General features: G+C 58.7%; 17 protein-coding genes. 9 read left to right on the top strand and 8 right to left on the bottom strand.

Going from position 1 to position 16,482, the window contains the following annotated elements; translation table 11 throughout:
• The first annotated feature begins 5 nt into the window (after positions 1–5).
• Complete coding sequence (pncB, locus tag V8J84_RS00210) at positions 6–1,298, top strand: nicotinate phosphoribosyltransferase (RefSeq protein WP_339927462.1); 1,293 nt, start codon at positions 6–8, stop codon at positions 1,296–1,298.
• 293 nt (positions 1,299–1,591) lie between these two features.
• Positions 1,592–2,353 carry a hypothetical protein gene (locus V8J84_RS00205; protein ID WP_339927460.1) on the top strand — a complete coding sequence of 254 codons (762 nt, stop codon included), beginning with the start codon at positions 1,592–1,594 and terminating at the stop codon, positions 2,351–2,353.
• Positions 2,354–2,485: 132 nt separating this feature from the next.
• On the opposite strand, the gene V8J84_RS00200 is transcribed toward V8J84_RS00205, so the two are convergent.
• The 7 genes from V8J84_RS00200 to V8J84_RS00170 form a co-directional block, all read right to left on the bottom strand.
• Positions 2,486–2,656 (bottom strand): nicotinate phosphoribosyltransferase, encoded by a 171-nt coding sequence (locus V8J84_RS00200; protein WP_339927458.1) that lies wholly within the window; start codon positions 2,654–2,656, stop codon positions 2,486–2,488.
• Positions 2,657–2,710: 54 nt separating this feature from the next.
• Positions 2,711–3,124, bottom strand: coding sequence for an alternative ribosome rescue aminoacyl-tRNA hydrolase ArfB (gene arfB, locus V8J84_RS00195; protein ID WP_339927457.1), 414 nt, complete (start codon positions 3,122–3,124; stop codon positions 2,711–2,713).
• 368 nt (positions 3,125–3,492) lie between these two features.
• Entirely contained in the window at positions 3,493–4,134 is a 642-nt protein-coding gene (locus tag V8J84_RS00190; RefSeq protein WP_339927455.1) for a queuosine precursor transporter, read from the bottom strand.
• 88 nt (positions 4,135–4,222) lie between these two features.
• Positions 4,223–5,077: an esterase-like activity of phytase family protein gene (locus tag V8J84_RS00185; protein ID WP_339927453.1), complete on the bottom strand. Its 855-nt coding sequence runs from the start codon at positions 5,075–5,077 to the stop codon at positions 4,223–4,225.
• The gene (gene mepA / locus V8J84_RS00180) at positions 5,078–5,992 is read right to left on the bottom strand and encodes a penicillin-insensitive murein endopeptidase (protein ID WP_339927451.1); all 915 of its coding nucleotides are present in this window, start codon (positions 5,990–5,992) and stop codon (positions 5,078–5,080) included. It abuts the gene before it with no gap.
• On the bottom strand, positions 5,989–7,359 hold the full coding sequence (locus tag V8J84_RS00175; RefSeq protein ID WP_339927450.1) for an MFS transporter: 1,371 nt from the start codon (positions 7,357–7,359) through the stop codon (positions 5,989–5,991). The genes mepA and V8J84_RS00175 overlap by 4 nt, the downstream gene beginning before the upstream one ends.
• Before the next feature lie 71 nt (positions 7,360–7,430).
• Positions 7,431–7,982, bottom strand: coding sequence for an acyl-CoA thioesterase (locus tag V8J84_RS00170; RefSeq protein WP_339927448.1), 552 nt, complete (start codon positions 7,980–7,982; stop codon positions 7,431–7,433).
• A 180-nt stretch (positions 7,983–8,162) separates the two neighbouring features.
• Between V8J84_RS00170 and V8J84_RS00165 the strand changes: the two genes are divergently transcribed.
• The 3 genes from V8J84_RS00165 to fdhF all read left to right on the top strand — a co-directional run bounded on the left by V8J84_RS00165 (position 8,163) and on the right by fdhF (position 11,832).
• A complete protein-coding gene (locus V8J84_RS00165) occupies positions 8,163–8,588 on the top strand; it encodes a VOC family protein (RefSeq protein ID WP_339929016.1) in 426 nt (141 codons plus the stop codon).
• Positions 8,589–8,656: 68 nt separating this feature from the next.
• Positions 8,657–8,944 (top strand): YggT family protein, encoded by a 288-nt coding sequence (locus tag V8J84_RS00160; RefSeq protein ID WP_339927446.1) that lies wholly within the window; start codon positions 8,657–8,659, stop codon positions 8,942–8,944.
• 125 nt (positions 8,945–9,069) lie between these two features.
• On the top strand, positions 9,070–11,832 hold the full coding sequence (gene fdhF, locus V8J84_RS00155; RefSeq protein WP_339927445.1) for a formate dehydrogenase subunit alpha: 2,763 nt from the start codon (positions 9,070–9,072) through the stop codon (positions 11,830–11,832).
• Between the two features lie 20 nt (positions 11,833–11,852).
• Here fdhF and V8J84_RS00150 read toward each other — a convergent pair whose 3' ends face one another.
• The gene (locus V8J84_RS00150) at positions 11,853–12,080 is read right to left on the bottom strand and encodes a hypothetical protein (RefSeq protein WP_339927444.1); all 228 of its coding nucleotides are present in this window, start codon (positions 12,078–12,080) and stop codon (positions 11,853–11,855) included.
• Between V8J84_RS00150 and V8J84_RS00145 the strand changes: the two genes are divergently transcribed.
• The 4 genes from V8J84_RS00145 (at position 12,079) to V8J84_RS00130 (ending at position 16,482) form a co-directional block, all read left to right on the top strand.
• Positions 12,079–12,915 (top strand): DUF481 domain-containing protein, encoded by an 837-nt coding sequence (locus V8J84_RS00145; protein ID WP_339927443.1) that lies wholly within the window; start codon positions 12,079–12,081, stop codon positions 12,913–12,915. The two genes, V8J84_RS00150 and V8J84_RS00145, sit on opposite strands and share 2 nt — an antisense overlap.
• Positions 12,916–13,144: 229 nt before the next feature.
• Positions 13,145–15,097 carry an AMP-binding protein gene (locus V8J84_RS00140; RefSeq protein WP_339927442.1) on the top strand — a complete coding sequence of 651 codons (1,953 nt, stop codon included), beginning with the start codon at positions 13,145–13,147 and terminating at the stop codon, positions 15,095–15,097.
• An 82-nt stretch (positions 15,098–15,179) separates the two neighbouring features.
• Positions 15,180–15,998 (top strand): ABC transporter ATP-binding protein, encoded by an 819-nt coding sequence (locus V8J84_RS00135; RefSeq protein ID WP_339927441.1) that lies wholly within the window; start codon positions 15,180–15,182, stop codon positions 15,996–15,998.
• A complete protein-coding gene (locus V8J84_RS00130) occupies positions 15,991–16,482 on the top strand; it encodes a hypothetical protein (protein ID WP_339927439.1) in 492 nt (163 codons plus the stop codon). Before V8J84_RS00135 ends, V8J84_RS00130 begins: the two co-directional genes overlap by 8 nt.

Here is a 16,482-nt window from a genome sequence, read left to right as displayed (position 1 = left end):
AGATCATGGTCGATATCGCCACACGCGTCTGGAACCACAAATGGAAGATCGACCCTATCGTGCGGTCGCTGATCGACACGGATTTCTACAAGCTGCTCATGTGCCAGTCGGTGTTCCGCAACAAGCCGGACACGCAGGTCACCTTCAGCCTGATCAACCGATCCAAACACGTCCGTCTTGCCGATCTGGTGGACGAGGGCGAATTGCGCGAGCAGCTCGACAACATCCGCTCCCTGTCGTTGTCGCGCGGCGAAAGCACGTGGATGCGCGGCAATACGTTCTACGGCAAGCGCCAGATGTTTTCGCCTGAGTTCATGGACTGGTTCGAAAACCTGCGCCTGCCGCCCTACCATCTGGAAAAACGCGACGGCCAGTATGAGCTGACGTTTGAGGGCACATGGCCCGAGGTGATGCTCTGGGAAATTCCCGCTTTGTCCACGATCATGGAACTCCGCGGCCGCGCCGTTCTGGGCGATATGGGCCGCTTTGAACTTCAGGTGCTTTATGCCCGCGCCATGACGAAACTCTGGGAAAAGGTCGAGAAACTTCGCGACGTGCCCGATCTGCGGCTTGCCGATTTCGGCACCCGCCGCCGTCATTCCTACCTCTGGCAGGACTGGTGCGTGCAGGCGCTGAAAGAGGGGTTGGGTGACAACTTCACAGGCACCTCCAACTGCCGCATCGCCATGATGCGCGAAATCGAAGCGATCGGCACCAACGCCCACGAACTGCCCATGGTCTACGCCGCCTTGGCCGAGGATGACGCCGCCCTGCGCCAGTCACCCTACGACGTGCTGTCCGACTGGCACGCCGAACACGACGGCAACCTGCGCATCATCCTGCCCGACACCTACGGCACCCCGCAATTTCTGGACGGCGCACCGGACTGGCTCGCGGGCTGGACAGGCATCCGCATCGATTCAGGCGACCCCGCGACGGGGGCCGAAAACGCGATCCGCTGGTGGGAAAGCCGTGGCGAAAACCCGCGCGAAAAGCTGGTGATCTTCTCGGACGGGCTGGACGTAGACAAGATCGTGACCCTGCAAAAGCAATTCGCAGGCCGCGTCCGCGTGTCCTTCGGCTGGGGCACAATGCTGACCAACGACTTCAAAGGCCTCGCCCCCGACGACGCCCTCGCCCCGTTCTCACTCGTCTGCAAAGCTGTCGAGGCCAACGGCAATCCCACCGTGAAACTCTCCGACAACCCCAACAAAGCCATGGGACCGGAGGCGGAAATTGAGCGGTATAAGCGGGTGTTCGGGGTCGGTGCGCAGGATCGGGTGGAGGTTGTGGTTTAGGTGTTGACCGCCACCGGACATTTTGCTTTTGCGCTGAAAATTGCTCTAGAGCCAAAATTCACAGATTCCGCCGCGTGGAGAAATGACTGCTCTGGGAGCCGGACAGCTCTCGTTGCATGGCGTGCTATCTAATCATAGCTTCACATTATTGGGAGTTTAGAAAAGCCTCAGCAATTTACTTGAAACACATCAGAGGTTTGACATGGGCGCCGCTTACGGCTGGGCTAACACTGAACGACATTGTCTTCCAGACCGAACCTTCCAATTTTAGACCAAGAGACAGAATAGTATCCATGGCTTTTGAACACTATCGGCATGCACTTCTAAACGCTCGAAACATTCGCGATTCACGCCTTCTGATCGGTACGGAAGGCGCTCTCGAAGTACGCTACGCTCCCTTCGACCACATCAACCCGACCGCTCAGCTTGTCATTCTGGGTATCACCCCAGGCGAGCAGCAAGCCAATGCAGCCATCCACGAAATGCAACGCGCCCTGAGTTTGGGTACTACGGACGCCGAAGCACTTTCTAGAGCTAAGAAGCATGCTTCCTTCTCTGGCCCCATGCGGATCAACCTATTAAAAATGCTGGACCTCATAGGCGTCAACAAAGCGCTAGATATCCCGACTTGCGCCACGCTTTGGGGCCAACATATCGGACTCGTACAGTTTGCGTCCGCTCTACGCTATCCCGTTTTTATGGAAGGCAAAAATTACACAGGGTCGTCTCCAAAGATGACCACGTCTCCCATGCTTCGTGAGCAGTTGATGAGTTTTACTGCTCAAGAGCTTGCAATCCTTCCAAACGCGCTTGTGCTACCGCTAGGCCCAGCCGCGACAGATGCGTGCCGGTATCTCGCGAAACTGGGCTCTATCGACCCGTCTCGTATTGTAAAAGGAGTGCCACATCCCTCAGGCGCGAACGGCGAGCGCATCGCTTACTTTCTCGGACAAAAACACCGCGTCTCACTTTCCAATAAGACCAATCCAGATAAAATCGATGAGGGACGAGACGCCGCGCTCCAAACAGTCTCCAAATGGCGGCAGGCTGTCTAACGCGTATTTCTAATCTATTTGTCGGACAAGTCTCGTCCGATGAAACTGGACATTAGCGTAATTGCATAGAGCACTTCTCCAGCCGCATTGGTGACTTTTGGACTATTCAAAGCGAAGTTCAGTTTGCCGCCATCACTCCCCCTCCTCAATCCCCTCCACAATATCATCATCCGTCGCCTGCTCGACCTCGCCGCCCAGCACAAGCGCCAGCACAATCGCGATGAAGCCAATCGGGATCAGCGCGTAGAGCACGCTGCGCAGGTTAAAGCCGTTGGGTGGGGTTGGTTTGCTGGGGTCTGACATGGAGGTCTCCTTCATTATTCAACCAACCAACGCCGCACCTGCCGCCGCGTTCCCTTATTCCTCGACCTTCCCACGCAGTGCCTTCACTTCGCCGCGGACCTTCTTCTCTTTCAGCCGCCGTTTCACCGACCCGTAGGTGGGCCGCGTCGGGCGCCGTCGTTTAGGCACCTCGACGGCTTTGCGGATCAGTTCCACCAGCCGCTCGCGCGCGATGTCGCGGTTGCGGGCTTGCGAGCGGGTCTCTTGCACAAACAGCACCACCGCGCCGTCCTTGGTCCACTTTTGCCCCGCCAGCCGCCGCAGCCGCGTCTTCACAGGCGCGGGCAGATTGGGCGAGCGTTCGGCCTCGAACCGCAGTTCCACTGCCGTCGACACCTTATTCACGTTCTGCCCACCGGGGCCGGAAGACCGCGTGAACTGTTCGGTGACTTCCCAGTACTCGATTGTGATCTGGTCGTTCACTTTCATCGCCAGCCTCGCATCATTTTGCCAAAAATACTCGCCCGCCGCAGGCGTCCCGCACTGTCAAACGCGGTGTGCGTCCGGTGCACGCGCTGTGCACGCAAATCATACGGCCCAAATCGCAAAGAAAAAGGGCCACCCCGACGAATGGGATGGCCCTTTCCTGAATTAGCGGAGGTGGGTCGGTTAGGATCACCACCTTGGTTTGGTCTTAGCCAAAGATTGCCTTAGCCAAGCGTCCCCCAAGTTGTCCCGACACACTTCTCCAATACCTCATGATGCACTGGATCACCTCCTTTCAAAATGTTTCGCCTGAAACAGAGGTTGTCATACATCTGGTATATTTCAAGTAAAAATATACCGTCGGTGGGATTTTACGCCGCGGCGCGGGAATAGCGCTGCACAATCAGGCGGAACGGCACCAGTGCCAGCAGCGCGATGCCCAGCTTCACGCCCCAGTCAGCGACGGCCAGTGTCACCCAAAGCGGCACAAGTGGGCCTGTGTTCAGGAACGGCACCGCGTCCTGCGCCCAGATGATCTCTTCGGTGGCAGATGCGCTGAAGCCGTTGAAGACGCTGGCAAAAGCAATCGAGAAAAAGATCGCCGTATCCACAGTCGACCCGATCAGCGTGCTGGCCAGTGGTGCTTTCCACCATGATCCGTCGCGCAGGCGGTTGAACACGGCCACGTCCAGCAATTGTGCCACGCCAAAGGCAACGGCAGATCCGATAGCGATACGCACGGCCACGGCGGGATATGTGAAACCGTCGCCCTCCAGCATGATCTGGCTCCCGATCAGCGAGCAGATGATCCCGGTCACAAGGCCAGCGAGCACGACCTTGCGGGCGGTGGCAGCGCCATAAAGGCGGTTCATGATATCGGTGACCAGAAAGGCGAGGGGGTAGGTAAACGCCCCCCATGTCAGCAATCCGTCAAGGATGAGGAATTGCACAAGAATATTCGAGGCGACCACAATAGCGGCCATGGCGAGAACGCCGGGAAGGATGCGTGTCATTGGTAAATGTTCCGTTTTGACAAGGGTGCGGCACTTGGCCCCCGATCCGTTCGGGGACGCGGATCTTTAGGCGGGGCGGACTGCCCCGTCAACCGCCTAGACGGAACTCGATGATCTGTGTTTGCAGCAGAAAATGATAGTTATCGTCCGAGATCATCGTCACACGTACATCGCCATTGGCATCCGTCCAGACGCTGATCCCTTCCAGATTGCCAAAGGTTTTGCGCGGCGGCAGAACGATTTCGGCCCGCGCGGTGTCCAGATTGACGCGGCGCACCTGATTGCGAAAACTGATGCCGGTGAAGTCGCGCTCAAGAATATAGAGCCAGCCATCCGGCCCGAAGTCAGCCCCCACAGCAAGGAAAGACCCGTCGCGCGGCAGGCGCATCGCGATCGACCACGCGCCATCAACAAAGCGATAGATCGGGAACGGGCGATCATAGCGGCCCGTGCGTTCGGGAAGCGTGTACAGCGCACCAGACTGATCAATGGCCAATGCCTCAAGACTGCTGTTATTCTGCATGGTCTGGAAATCAGGATGGGCGGGCAGGGGGCGCTCTGTTGCGGTCACGCTGTCAAAAGCGCTGACGCGGTGCGCGCCTTCAAACGCGACATAGATCGTGCCGTGGGGCGCGATGGCCAGCCCCTCACTGTCCTTCGCGGCGCGGCCTTCGGCGGCGTTTGGCAGGACGTCTATGCTTGTGGTTCCGGCGGCCTGCACATCAACAATCCGCCCGCTGTCATCGCGCACCAGCGATCCGCTGACGAAAAGCCCACGATCAGACAGCGCAAGAAAATCCGCGCCATTGTCTGCCACTTCGATGGCGGACAGGCCGCCAATATCGGGGTCGTCTGGCACCCATGTAAATTGCTCAAGCGCGGGCGCGGCAACCGCCTGCGGCGCGCAGGTCAGCAGCAAGGCTGCCACGATCTGACGGTGCATTTAGTTGGCGTTCAGCACGCTCAGGCATTGGCCCGGCAATTGCGCCATCGTGACCGGTCCGCGTGGCGGACGTGGCGTGGCGTTGGGGTCCGGTGGCGGCGGGTTCAAAATGTTGTTCACCCACTGCTGCGCATCGGCGCAGCCGTCACCCGCCGGCGGCGCTGGCTGGTCTTCACAGCCCACAGCACCGGGGGGGCAATTCAGCCGGACGTGGAAATGGTAGTGATGCCCGTACCAAGGCCGGATCTTGTTCAGCCAGCTGCGATCACCCGTGGCGTTGTTACACATCGCAACTTTTGCGCCCGGAAAAACGAAGATGCGTGCGACACGCGGGTCTGATGCGGCGGCACGCAACACGGCCTCGTGCTGGGGTGTCCAGCTGCTGTTTGTGAAGGCACCGGCACGGCGACGCATGGAGATCGACGAGATATTCTCGCGCTCCTGCCGCGACAGGTTCAGACGATCGGGTGGCAGCATCCAGATATCGGCATCAAGCCCGACCTGATGGCTGGCATGGCCTGTCAGCATCGGACCACCGCGCGGCTGGCTGAGGTCACCGACATAAAGCCCTTCCCAACCGGGCAGGGTCGCGGCAAAGCGCGACAGGTCCTGCACATAGTCAATCAGTTCCGGCTGGCCCCAGTTGCGATTACGGCTCAAGCGCATGGCCTGCCATGTCGGGCCCGTTTCGGGCAGTTGCACAGCACCGGCCTGACAGCCCCGCGAATAGAAACCCAAAGGCTCGGACGATTGCGGTGATGGCGTCGGGATATTGCCGAACAACTGCTTTGCCACCCGCGTGTCACCGCTATTGGACTGCGTTGAAATCGCTGCCTGTGTGACTGTCGCGTCATCATCACCGCCACAGGCGGCGAGGGCTGCAATTGAAAGGGCGATCAGGATATTGCGGATCATACTGCTGGCTCTCCGTCTTTGTTGACCCACCTTAGCATCACAAGACCCAAAATAAAGAGGAAGATCACCGGCAGGAAGCCAAGCTGCACATTGCCTGTCAGATAGGTGAAAAGCAGGATCAGCGCAGGAGCCAGAAACGCGGTTGCCTTGCCGGACAAGGCAAACAGACCGAACGCCTCGGTCGGGCGGTCGGGGTCGGTGTGGCGCACCATCATCGAGCGTGACGCGGCATAAAGCGCACCGCCCGCGCCACCGATCACAACGCCGCAGCCAAAGAAAATCAGGTCGGGAAACATCGAATTTGCGTCAATCGGCAGCCCGAAGAACTGCGTGCGCGACATGCCAACGATGATCGTGCAGACCAGCATCAGCATCCAGATGCAAAAGATAATGACAGGCTTCGGCCCCAGCCGCGCGTCAAACCGCCCTCCAACGTAGGTAAAGATCGCCGCCGTGATCACGCTGATGATGCCAAAGACGCCCAGCCACAGCGTCTCCCAGCCCAGCACCAGAACGGCATATGTGCCACCGAACGCATAAAGCGCATTCAGCGCGTCGCGGTAGAACATGCCGCCGATCAGGAACGATGCCGTGCTGCGGCGGCGGGCCACGTTGCGCAGGGTGGTTTTCAGGTCATTCCAGACCTTTGACATGGGCGGAACGCTGCCTTTGTCGGCGGGATTGTCATGCACCCACAAAAAGAACGGTATCATGAAGATCGCAAACCAGATCGCCATAAGCGGCCCCACAGCGCGTGTGCCTTCGCGGTTCGCAGGGTCCAGCCCGAACAGCGGATCAAGCCCGATCAGCGTTTTGCCCGTGGTCGCATCTTCGGCCAGAAACACCAGCATCAGGATCAGCGACACCAGCCCGCCCCAATAGCCAAATGACGCGCCGGAGCCTGAAATCCGGCCAACCTCCTCGTCGGTGCCCAATGACGGCAGATAGGCGTTGATGAAGTTCAGCGCGCTTTCTGCGGCGACAAAGCCCACGTAGAAAAGCAGCAGGAAGATGAACAGGTTGCTGCTGTCCGGCGTCATGTACCACAGCGACCATGCGCCGATGATGTAGACGATGGAAAAGCCTACGATCCATGGCTTTTTGCGGCCAGTATTGTCGGCAAAAGCCCCTAGAAACGGCGCGGTAAAGGCGATCACAAGGCCGGCAATGGTCTGACCCATGGCCCAGACGCTTTGCGCTTGAGCATTGGCAGCTTCGCCTTCCAGACCGGTGCCAAGGTAGTAGTTGGAGGCCACGACTGCAAAGTAGGGACCAAAGATGAACGTCAGGCCAAGCGTGTAATAGGGCTGTGCCGCCCAGTCGAACGCCATCCATCCCCAGATGCGCTTTTTCGCGTCAGTTGCCATTGCTGTCCCCTTTGTCCCGTCGCGATAAGACACTGACGCTGGGGCAGATGGCAAGTGATGCTTTCGTGACGCTAGGTCTTGTCCCAACCCTCGGGCAATTCCGGCGGCCAAGGGCGCGTGGCGTCCGCGTCAATCCAGTTCTGTGTCCAGTCGGGCAGCACAGGTTTTTCGCCCTCATAGCCGATGTAATCAAACAGGCGGCGCGGGCGCACGATGCCGTTGTGATCGGTGATCGCAGAGCGGTAGAGCGCCTGTGCCGCGCATTCGTCACCGATCCAGATCGACTGGTCGAGATAGAAAAACTTGTCGTCCCAGCCAACGGCACGGCTGACCATCTTGAATTTGACAAACGGCCTGATCCGCTTGCGGTAGCGCACAGACACGCCAGCCATGGTCAGACCCCATTTGTTGGCCCTCAGCGCGGACAGCAGCCCGACCCGCCGCGCCAATACCGTGCGGCCCAGATCAAGGATCGTCAGGATGCGGCCGTTGTTCATTTCGAAAAAGACATCGATATCCTGCGGCCAGCAGCGGTGATGCGACACGTGCACGCCAAGCACCGGCAGGTCTGAAGCCTTGCGGTGAAGAATGAACTCTTTGGCCATGCGAACGAAGGGGAACATGCGGGCGGCTCCTGATAGATACTGACAAAAGACTGGTGGCGGTTGACGCGAACGTCAACTTTAACCTCGGGGCAACGTGACGGTGCCAAACAGGCGTCGCTGACAGTTAGGGCTGTTCAAACCGGAATGCGATGCCAAGATGCCAAACAACCGGACAGCGTTGCGAAAAGGATCACGCCCATCATTGCCTATGTCACAGTCGGGGCCGACGATATCGCCCGCGCCAAGCAGTTCTATTGCGCGCTCCTGCCTGCCTTGGGCTACGGGCTGGAGGAAGGGCCGGAGGGGCTGAGCTTTGCTTTACCCGTGGCCGCTGGGCAAACGGAAATCCTGCCGGATTTCTACGTAAAACCGACCTTCAACGGTCAGCCCGCAACGGCTGGCAATGGTGCGATGACGGCGTTTGAAGCGCACAATCAGGCACAGGTGCGGCGCTTGCATGCGGCGGCTTTGGCCGCAGGTGGCACCGACGAAGGACAACCGGGCTTCCGCCCTGATTACGGGCCGCGCTTTTTCGTGGGATACCTGCGCGATCCGCAGGGCAACAAGATCGCGCTTTATTCAAGCCACCCGGATGATCCGCTGCGGGATGATAGTCCAGAATAAGCGCCCGCACTTGCCCCCTTGCCGCAGACTGCTTAGATCAGCGTCACACCAGACAAAAGGCCACGCCCATGCAATCCATCTTTGAAATCCTGATGCTGCTGATCAGCGTGGCGCGTTTCTTTATCTTTGCGCATTTCATCATGTCTTGGCTGATTAGTTTTCAGGTGCTCAACATCCGTCAGCCGATTGTGGCGCAGATCTGGTATGGCCTGCAACGTATCCTTGAGCCGGTCTATCGCCCGATCCGCAACATTCTGCCCGACATGGGCGGGATCGACCTGACGCCGATTGTGGCCCTTTTGGGGCTTGAGGTGATCCGCATCGTGTTGATCAACAACGCGGCTGCTTTCTACTAAATCGGAACAGGCGTTTCGGATCAGAAACGCCGCTTGGCGCAAATCTGGTCTTGGTGGTCGCAGGTGGCCTTCCGCGCATGGGTGCCGGATCGCTATGATGTGGCAACAACCGCGCGAGGATTCCCATGTCTGACATCACCTTTACCCTTGATGGTAAGACCGTCACTGCCAAATCCGGCCAGACGATCTGGGAAGTGGCGAACGGTCAGGGCCTTGTGATCCCGCATCTGTGTCACAAGCCGCAGCCGGGTTATCGGTCTGACGGCAACTGCCGCGCGTGCATGGTCGCCGTGGAAGGGGAGCGGAACCTGATTGCGTCCTGCATCCGTGAACCGTCCGAGGGGATGGTGGTGACGACAGATCAACCGCGCGAAGTGCAGGCGCGTAAAATGGTGATCGAGATGCTTGTCGCCGACCAGCCCGAGCAAGACGTCGCGCACGATAAGTCATCGCATCTTTGGGATATGGCCGCGCAGCAAGGCGTTGCGACCAGCCGCTTTCCAAAGTTGAAGCCGGATCATGTTCCGCTGCTCGACGACAGCCATGTTGCGATGTCGGTGAACCTTGATGCCTGCATCCAGTGTGGCCTGTGCGTGCGGGCTTGCCGCGAAGTGCAGGTGAATGACGTGATCGGCATGGCGGGGCGCGGGCACAACGCCTACCCAGTGTTCGATTTTGACGATCCGATGGGGGCATCATCCTGCGTGGCCTGCGGCGAATGTGTGCAGGCCTGCCCGACAGGTGCGTTGCTGCCCGCGACCGTCACGGACGAAAACCAGATGGGCGACACGGGCGATTATGACGAAGAGATCGAAAGTGTCTGCCCGTTCTGCGGCGTCGGCTGTCAGGTGTCGCTGAAGGTCAAGGACAACAAGGTGAAGTTCGTCGAGGGCATCAATGGCCCCGCGAACGAGGGCCGCTTGTGCGTGAAAGGCCGGTTCGGCTTTGATTATATCCACCACGACCACCGCCTGACGAAACCGCTCATCCGCCGTGAAGGTGCACCCAAGGGCCTGAACGTCGATCCTGGCAACTGGCAGGACACGTTCCGCGAGGCGACGTGGGACGAGGCACTGGATTTCGCTGCCAAGGGGATGCGCGACGCGGGCGGCAAGAAGGTTGCCGGTTTCGGGTCCGCGAAATGCACGAATGAAGAGGCGTATCTGTTCCAGAAGATGATCCGTCAGGGTTTTGGCCACAACAACGTCGATCACTGCACGCGGCTTTGCCATGCGTCATCCGTGTCGGCGCTGCTGGAAAACGTGGGTTCTGGTGCCGTGTCTGCCACGTTTAACGAGATCGAGAATGCGGACGTGGCCATCGTCATCGGGGCCAATCCGGTCGAGAACCACCCAGTTGCCGCCACCTATTTCAAGCAGTTCGCCAAGCGTGGCGGCAAGCTCATTGTGATGGATCCGCGTGGCGTGGGGCTGAAGAAATTCGCGTCCCACATGCTGCAATTCCGCCCCGGCGCGGATGTGTCGATGCTCAACGCAATCATGCACGTGATCGTGGAAGAAGAGCTTTACGATCGTCAGTATATCGAAGCCTACACCGAAAACTGGGAAGCCGAGAAAGCGCACCTCAAGGATTTCTCGCCCGAGAAGATGTCCGGTATCTGCGGTATCGAACCCGACGTGCTGCGCGACGTGGCGCGAACCTTTGCGGGCGCTAACGCGGCGATGATTTTCTGGGGCATGGGCGTGTCGCAACACATCCACGGCACCGATAATTCGCGCTGCCTGATCTCGCTTGCGTTGATGACGGGGCAGGTGGGCCGCTCTGGCGCTGGCCTGCACCCCTTGCGTGGTCAGAACAACGTGCAAGGTGCGTCTGACGCGGGCCTGATCCCGATGTTCCTGCCCGATTATCAGGCGGTGGGCGACGACGGCGTGCGCTCCGCCTTTAACGAGGTGTGGGAGAGCGACAGCATCGACCCGCAAAAGGGCCTGACCGTCACCGAAATTCTGGATGCTGTGCATGATGGCGATATCACGTCGATGTATATTCTTGGCGAAAACCCCGCCATGTCCGACCCCGATGTGGAACACGCGAGGGATGCGCTGGCCAAGTTGGACCATCTGGTCGTTCAGGACATTTTTATCACCGAAACGGCCAACTACGCCGACGTGATCCTGCCCGCCTCTGCCTTTGCAGAAAAGAACGGCACGGTGACCAACACCAACCGGCAGGTGCAAATGGGGCGGCAGGCCGTCACGCCACCGGGCGAGGCAAAGGAAGACTGGTGGATCGAGGTGGAACTGGCCAAACGGCTTGGCCTTGGCTGGACCTACACCCACCCGTCCGAGGTTTTTGCAGAGATGACGCAGGTGATGAAGTCGCTGAACAACATCACATGGGATCGCTTGGAGAGCGAGAACGTGGTGACCTATCCATCGCTTTCGCCCACAGATCCCGGCCAGCCGATTGTGTTTCAGGATGGTTTTCCCCGCGAAGGTGGTCGCGCCAAATTTACGCCTGCCAGCGTGATTGCGCCGGATGAAACACCGGATGCCGAATACCCGATGATCCTGACCACGGGGCGGCAGCTTGAGCACTGGCACACGGGCTCGATGACCCGCCGGTCCAAAGTGCTGGACGCGGTCGAGCCTGAGGCGAACTGTTCGCTGCATCCGTCTACCCTGCGCAAGCTGGGGGTTGAACCGGGCGGGATGCTGCGCCTGACCACGCGGCGCGGGTCGATCACGATCATGGCGCGGGCGGATCGCGCCGTGGCCCCTGACATGGTGTTCCTGCCTTTTGCCTATGTCGAGGCCGCGGCAAACATCCTGACGAACCCCGCCGTAGACCCTTATGGCAAGATTCCAGAGTTCAAATTCTCTGCCGTGAAGGTCGAGCGGGCCGAGGATGCGATTGCGGCCGAATAAAATGGGTGGCGGACGGCCGCTTACAAGGGGTGGTTCGAAGAAATAAATCGCCACGCGATGGAACGATTCCGATATGCGAAAAACCCCTTATTTTCGGGGGTTTTGATCGGCCAAAACCCGCCATATGCGTGATAAATATCGCGGATATTTTTCGTCGCGTTTTCCCCCTGAGCAAAGGGCAAAATCAGACCTAAATCCAGTTTCAACGCAGCGCTTATGCTGCGCTTTGAGATAAGGATCTCTGCCATGAATACGACTACTCTTGTAATGTCCGCCGCTCTTGCTTCTTTGATCGCAGGCGCTGCATCCGCACAAACAACTGCTTTTGCAAACGATGGCGCAACAGCACAGGCCGTTGACGATCTGGAAGAGCAGATCGCAGACGACCGTGACCGCGATATCGGCAGCTTTGGCAACGAAGGCCGCACCGTTGGATCATACGGTTCGGTTGCGATGCGCGCGTCGTCCACATCCAACGATGGCGACACAAACGCTGATGTCGGCATTGGCCTGCGTTACGGCACATACGACGGCGTGAACGGCTTTGACGTGACCGCCAGCTTCAAATACGGCCAGACCAATGGCACCGAGACCGAGAACCAGCTTCTGGCCGGTGTCGACTATCGTCGTGACTTTTCCGACGCGTTCTTTGGCTACGGTAAGGTTGAGGCATCGTTTGACCGTCTGACAACAACTGTCGGCGAATACGAGCAGGACGTTTTTGTTGGTGCGGGTCTGGGCTACCGGATTTTCAACACCGACGATCTGCAGTGGTCGATTCAGGCAGGCCCCGGCTACCGGATTGCAGAGGTTGTTGGCGGTGACACCGTGAACGAAGCTGCGGCATCTGTGTCCAACAACGTCTATTACAGCCTGTCCGATGTGGCCTACATCACCAACGACACCGACGTGATCTATTCGGAGTTTGCGACAACCGTGACCAACGAACTGGCCGTGAACGTGGCGCTGAGCGACACACTTTCGCTGCGCACAAGCTATGCCACCAAATACAACGACCAGACAGACGACGCATTCTCGGATGCTGAAAACACCTTTGGCGCATCGGTCGTTTACAACTTCTAAAAACTGACCCTCTCAGCGGATTGCATTCCCACTGATCGGCAGCAAGGCGGCACCCCAACCGGGTGCCGCCTTTTCGCGTTTTTATGGGCGGTGATGAATTAAATGAACAAGCGTTCAAAAAAATCCGTTGACGGATCGGGGTGGCGCGCCTCACTATGAAAGCAACAACTGGATCGCGGGGAGGCGATTCAGACTGTGTCGGCCATTGGTCGGGTGGGAGGAGCACATCATGTCAGCGTCAAACGGCGATGCCATTTCGATACCGCACCTGTTGGCGCGCAACGTCGCGCAACACGGGAACAAAGCCGCCTATCGCGAAAAGGAATTCGGGATCTGGCAAAGCTGGACCTGGGCGCAGGCCGCGCAAGAGATTGACGCGCTCGCGCTGGGTTTCCTGACACTGGGCGCTGCCGAGGGCGACCACATCGCGATTATCGGGCGCAACCGCCCCGCGCTGTATTGGGCGATGGTGGCCGCGCAGAAATGCGGCTGCGTGCCGGTTCCGCTTTATCAGGATGCCGCCGCCGAAGAGATCGCCTATGCGCTGGATCACTGCGGCGCGCGCTTTGCCATTGCCGAGGATCAAGAGCAGGTCGATAAAATCGCAGACGTGCGTGAGGGTCTGACGGGGCTGGAGCACATTGTTTATTTGGACGGGCGCGGTTTGCGCAAATACGATCACGCTGCGATGACGTCTTTTGCCGATGTGCAGGCGGCTGGCCATAAATCCGGCCTTGAGGCCGAGATGAAGGCGCGGACTGACGCGCTGACCTATGACAGCAAATGCGTAATGCTCTATACCTCTGGCACGACAGGGCGGCCCAAGGGTGTTGTTTTGTCGAACCGCAATGTGATCGAGACATCCAAAAATTCAGCCGAGTTCGACAGCCTGCGCGCTGGCGATGAGGTGCTGGCCTATCTGCCGATGGCTTGGGTTGGCGATTTCATCTTTTCCATCGGCCAGGCCATGTGGACGGGTTTCTGCGTGAACTGTCCTGAAAGCGCCGACACGATGCAGACCGACCTGCGCGAGATTGGCCCGACCTATTACTTTGCCCCGCCGCGCGTGTTCGAGACACAGCTGACGCAAGTAATGATCCGCATGGAAGACGCGGGCCGCTTCAAGAAATGGCTTTTTGATCGTGCGATGGCCCTGGCGAAACGTGTCGGCCCCGCGATGCTGGACGGCAAGGACGTGTCCGGCATGGACAAGCTGAAATATCGCTTGGCCGATTGGCTGGTGATCGGGCCGCTGAAGAATACGCTTGGCCTCAGCCGCGTGCGTGTGGGCTATACTGCAGGCGAGGCAATCGGGCCGGAGATTTTCGATTTTTATCGTGCGCTAGGCATCAACCTCAAACAGCTTTACGGCCAGACCGAGGCGACCGTATTCATCACACAGCAGCCGGATGGCGAAGTGCGGTCAGACACTGTGGGCGTGCCATCCCCCGGCGTGGAAATCCGCATCGCGGATAATGGCGAGGTGTTCTACCGCAGTCCGGGCGTGTTCGAGGAATACTACAAAAACGCCGAAAGCACGGCCTCGACCAAGGATGCCGAAGGCTGGGTCGCCACGGGTGACGCGGGCTTTATCGAGGAAGACACGGGCCATTTGCGTATCATCGACCGCGCCAAGGATGTGGGCAAAATGGCGGACGGATCGCTGTTCGCGCCCAAGTATGTCGAGAACAAACTGAAGTTTTATCCCAACATCCTAGAGGCCGTGGTGTTTGGTGCCGACCGTGACCGCTGTGTCGCTTTCATCAACATCGACCTGACCGCCGTGGGCAACTGGGCGGAGCGCAACAACATCGCCTATTCGTCCTATCAGGAACTGTCGCAGCATCCGCAGGTGCTTCAGACCATTCAGGAACATGTGTCGGAGGTGAACCGGTCAGTCGCGGATGATCCGATGCTCGCGGGCTGCCAGGTGCACCGTTTCCTTGTGCTGCATAAGGAACTGGACGCGGATGATGGCGAGATGACCCGCACGCGCAAGGTGCGCCGCAAGATCGTGGGCGAGAAATTCGATGATTTGATCGGGGCGCTTTATAGCGATGCCTCTGAAATCTATACCGAAACCGAAGTGACCTATGAAGACGGGCGCAAGGGCAAGATCAAGGCGACGCTGGATTTGCGCGATGCGGACGTGGTGCCGGTAGAAACGAAGGTGGCGGCATGACGGTGAGACGCGCGCGTGCCGCGACGCCCCTCCCGCCATCCCACGAGATGAGTATTTTTGGCAAAATGATGCAGAGGATCGCATGAAGGATACGGTTGAGCCTTATGTGACCGAGGACGGGCGCAAGATCGGCGGCACGCTGATGGACATGCGCGGGATCACCCTGCGTTTTGGCGGGGTCGAGGCGATCAAGGATATCTCTTTTGATATCCGTGAGGGAGAGATCCGTGCGATCATCGGGCCGAACGGTGCCGGTAAATCATCAATGCTAAACGTCATTTCGGGGTTCTATAACCCGCAGGAGGGCGAGGTCTGGTTTCGCGGCAAAAAGCGCCCCCCGATGAAGCCGTATCAGGTGGCGCGGCAAGGCGTGGCGCGCACCTTCCAGAATATTGCGCTGTTCGAGGGCATGTCTGTGCTCGACAACGTGATGACGGGGCGGTTGGGCCACATGAAAGCAGGTATGCTGAGCCAGATGATCTGGGCGGGCAAGGCCGAGCGCGAAGAAACCGAGAACCGCGAGGCGGTTGAGCGCGTGATTGATTTTCTGGAAATTCAGGCGATCCGCAAGACGCCGGTGGGGCGGCTGCCGTATGGTTTAAAGAAGCGTGTCGAACTGGCCCGTGCGTTGGCAGCAGAGCCAAAGTTGTTGCTTCTGGACGAGCCGATGGCGGGGATGAATGTCGAGGAAAAAGAGGACATGAGCCGCTTTATTCTGGATGTGAACGACGAGTTTGGCACGACGATTGCGCTGATTGAGCACGATATGGGCGTGGTGATGGATATCTCGGACCGCGTGGTCGTGATGGATTATGGGCGCAAGATTGGCGACGGCACACCGGCAGAAGTGCGCGGCAATCAGGAAGTGATCGATGCCTATCTGGGGGTGGCCCATGATTAGGCTGATCGCCATTTGTGTTGCGTTATTCCCGATGGGGGCAGCGGCGCAGACACTGACGGATCATCTGAACAGGTGTCTGTCGGAAGTCGCGCTGTTTGACGGCTTTGTGCAGCAGTTTGGATCAGATGGCGCTTTGCCGGACGACAGCTTTTTTGTCGTGCCGGAGGCTGGCGCAAATGAGGTGGGATTGACCTACCTGCCTGCTGACACGGCCAACGGGATCATGAATCGCGCCGAGTGTTACGTCGTCGCGATGGCTAGCGACGAGGCGACGTTCGACGAGATTTACGCGTTTCGCGACGTTCTGTTTGAAACATACGGGCCGGCCAAGCCGATCTCACCCGGTGAGACACAAAAGCTGGTTGAGGCCTATTGCCTGAACAGCGGTGTGCCCGTCATTTTTTCGTTCGGCCAACCAACTGGTCGCGGCCCGTATGAGGCCATTTTCTTTGTAGGCGATGCGGGGGAAGATCACGAATGCTGA

This window comes from Yoonia sp. 208BN28-4 (assembly GCF_037543925.1).
In the GTDB taxonomy this organism is placed as follows: domain Bacteria; phylum Pseudomonadota; class Alphaproteobacteria; order Rhodobacterales; family Rhodobacteraceae; genus Yoonia.
This window is presented reverse-complemented; position numbering and strand designations above follow the sequence as displayed.

Bases quoted from the DNA above. Each gene is read 5' to 3' on its own strand.
- pncB (WP_339927462.1), top strand. From the start codon at position 6: ATGGTCGATATCGCCACACGCGTCTGGAACCACAAATGGAAGATCGAC.
- V8J84_RS00205 (WP_339927460.1), top strand. From the start codon at position 1,592: ATGGCTTTTGAACACTATCGGCATGCACTTCTAAACGCTCGAAACATT.
- V8J84_RS00200 (WP_339927458.1), bottom strand. From the start codon at position 2,656: ATGTCAGACCCCAGCAAACCAACCCCACCCAACGGCTTTAACCTGCGC.
- arfB (WP_339927457.1), bottom strand. From the start codon at position 3,124: ATGAAAGTGAACGACCAGATCACAATCGAGTACTGGGAAGTCACCGAA.
- V8J84_RS00190 (WP_339927455.1), bottom strand. From the start codon at position 4,134: ATGACACGCATCCTTCCCGGCGTTCTCGCCATGGCCGCTATTGTGGTC.
- V8J84_RS00185 (WP_339927453.1), bottom strand. From the start codon at position 5,077: ATGCACCGTCAGATCGTGGCAGCCTTGCTGCTGACCTGCGCGCCGCAG.
- mepA (WP_339927451.1), bottom strand. From the start codon at position 5,992: ATGATCCGCAATATCCTGATCGCCCTTTCAATTGCAGCCCTCGCCGCC.
- V8J84_RS00175 (WP_339927450.1), bottom strand. From the start codon at position 7,359: ATGGCAACTGACGCGAAAAAGCGCATCTGGGGATGGATGGCGTTCGAC.
- V8J84_RS00170 (WP_339927448.1), bottom strand. From the start codon at position 7,982: ATGTTCCCCTTCGTTCGCATGGCCAAAGAGTTCATTCTTCACCGCAAG.
- V8J84_RS00160 (WP_339927446.1), top strand. From the start codon at position 8,657: ATGCAATCCATCTTTGAAATCCTGATGCTGCTGATCAGCGTGGCGCGT.
- fdhF (WP_339927445.1), top strand. From the start codon at position 9,070: ATGTCTGACATCACCTTTACCCTTGATGGTAAGACCGTCACTGCCAAA.
- V8J84_RS00145 (WP_339927443.1), top strand. From the start codon at position 12,079: ATGAATACGACTACTCTTGTAATGTCCGCCGCTCTTGCTTCTTTGATC.
- V8J84_RS00150 (WP_339927444.1), bottom strand. From the start codon at position 12,080: ATGGCAGAGATCCTTATCTCAAAGCGCAGCATAAGCGCTGCGTTGAAA.
- V8J84_RS00140 (WP_339927442.1), top strand. From the start codon at position 13,145: ATGTCAGCGTCAAACGGCGATGCCATTTCGATACCGCACCTGTTGGCG.
- V8J84_RS00135 (WP_339927441.1), top strand. From the start codon at position 15,180: ATGAAGGATACGGTTGAGCCTTATGTGACCGAGGACGGGCGCAAGATC.
- V8J84_RS00130 (WP_339927439.1), top strand. From the start codon at position 15,991: ATGATTAGGCTGATCGCCATTTGTGTTGCGTTATTCCCGATGGGGGCA.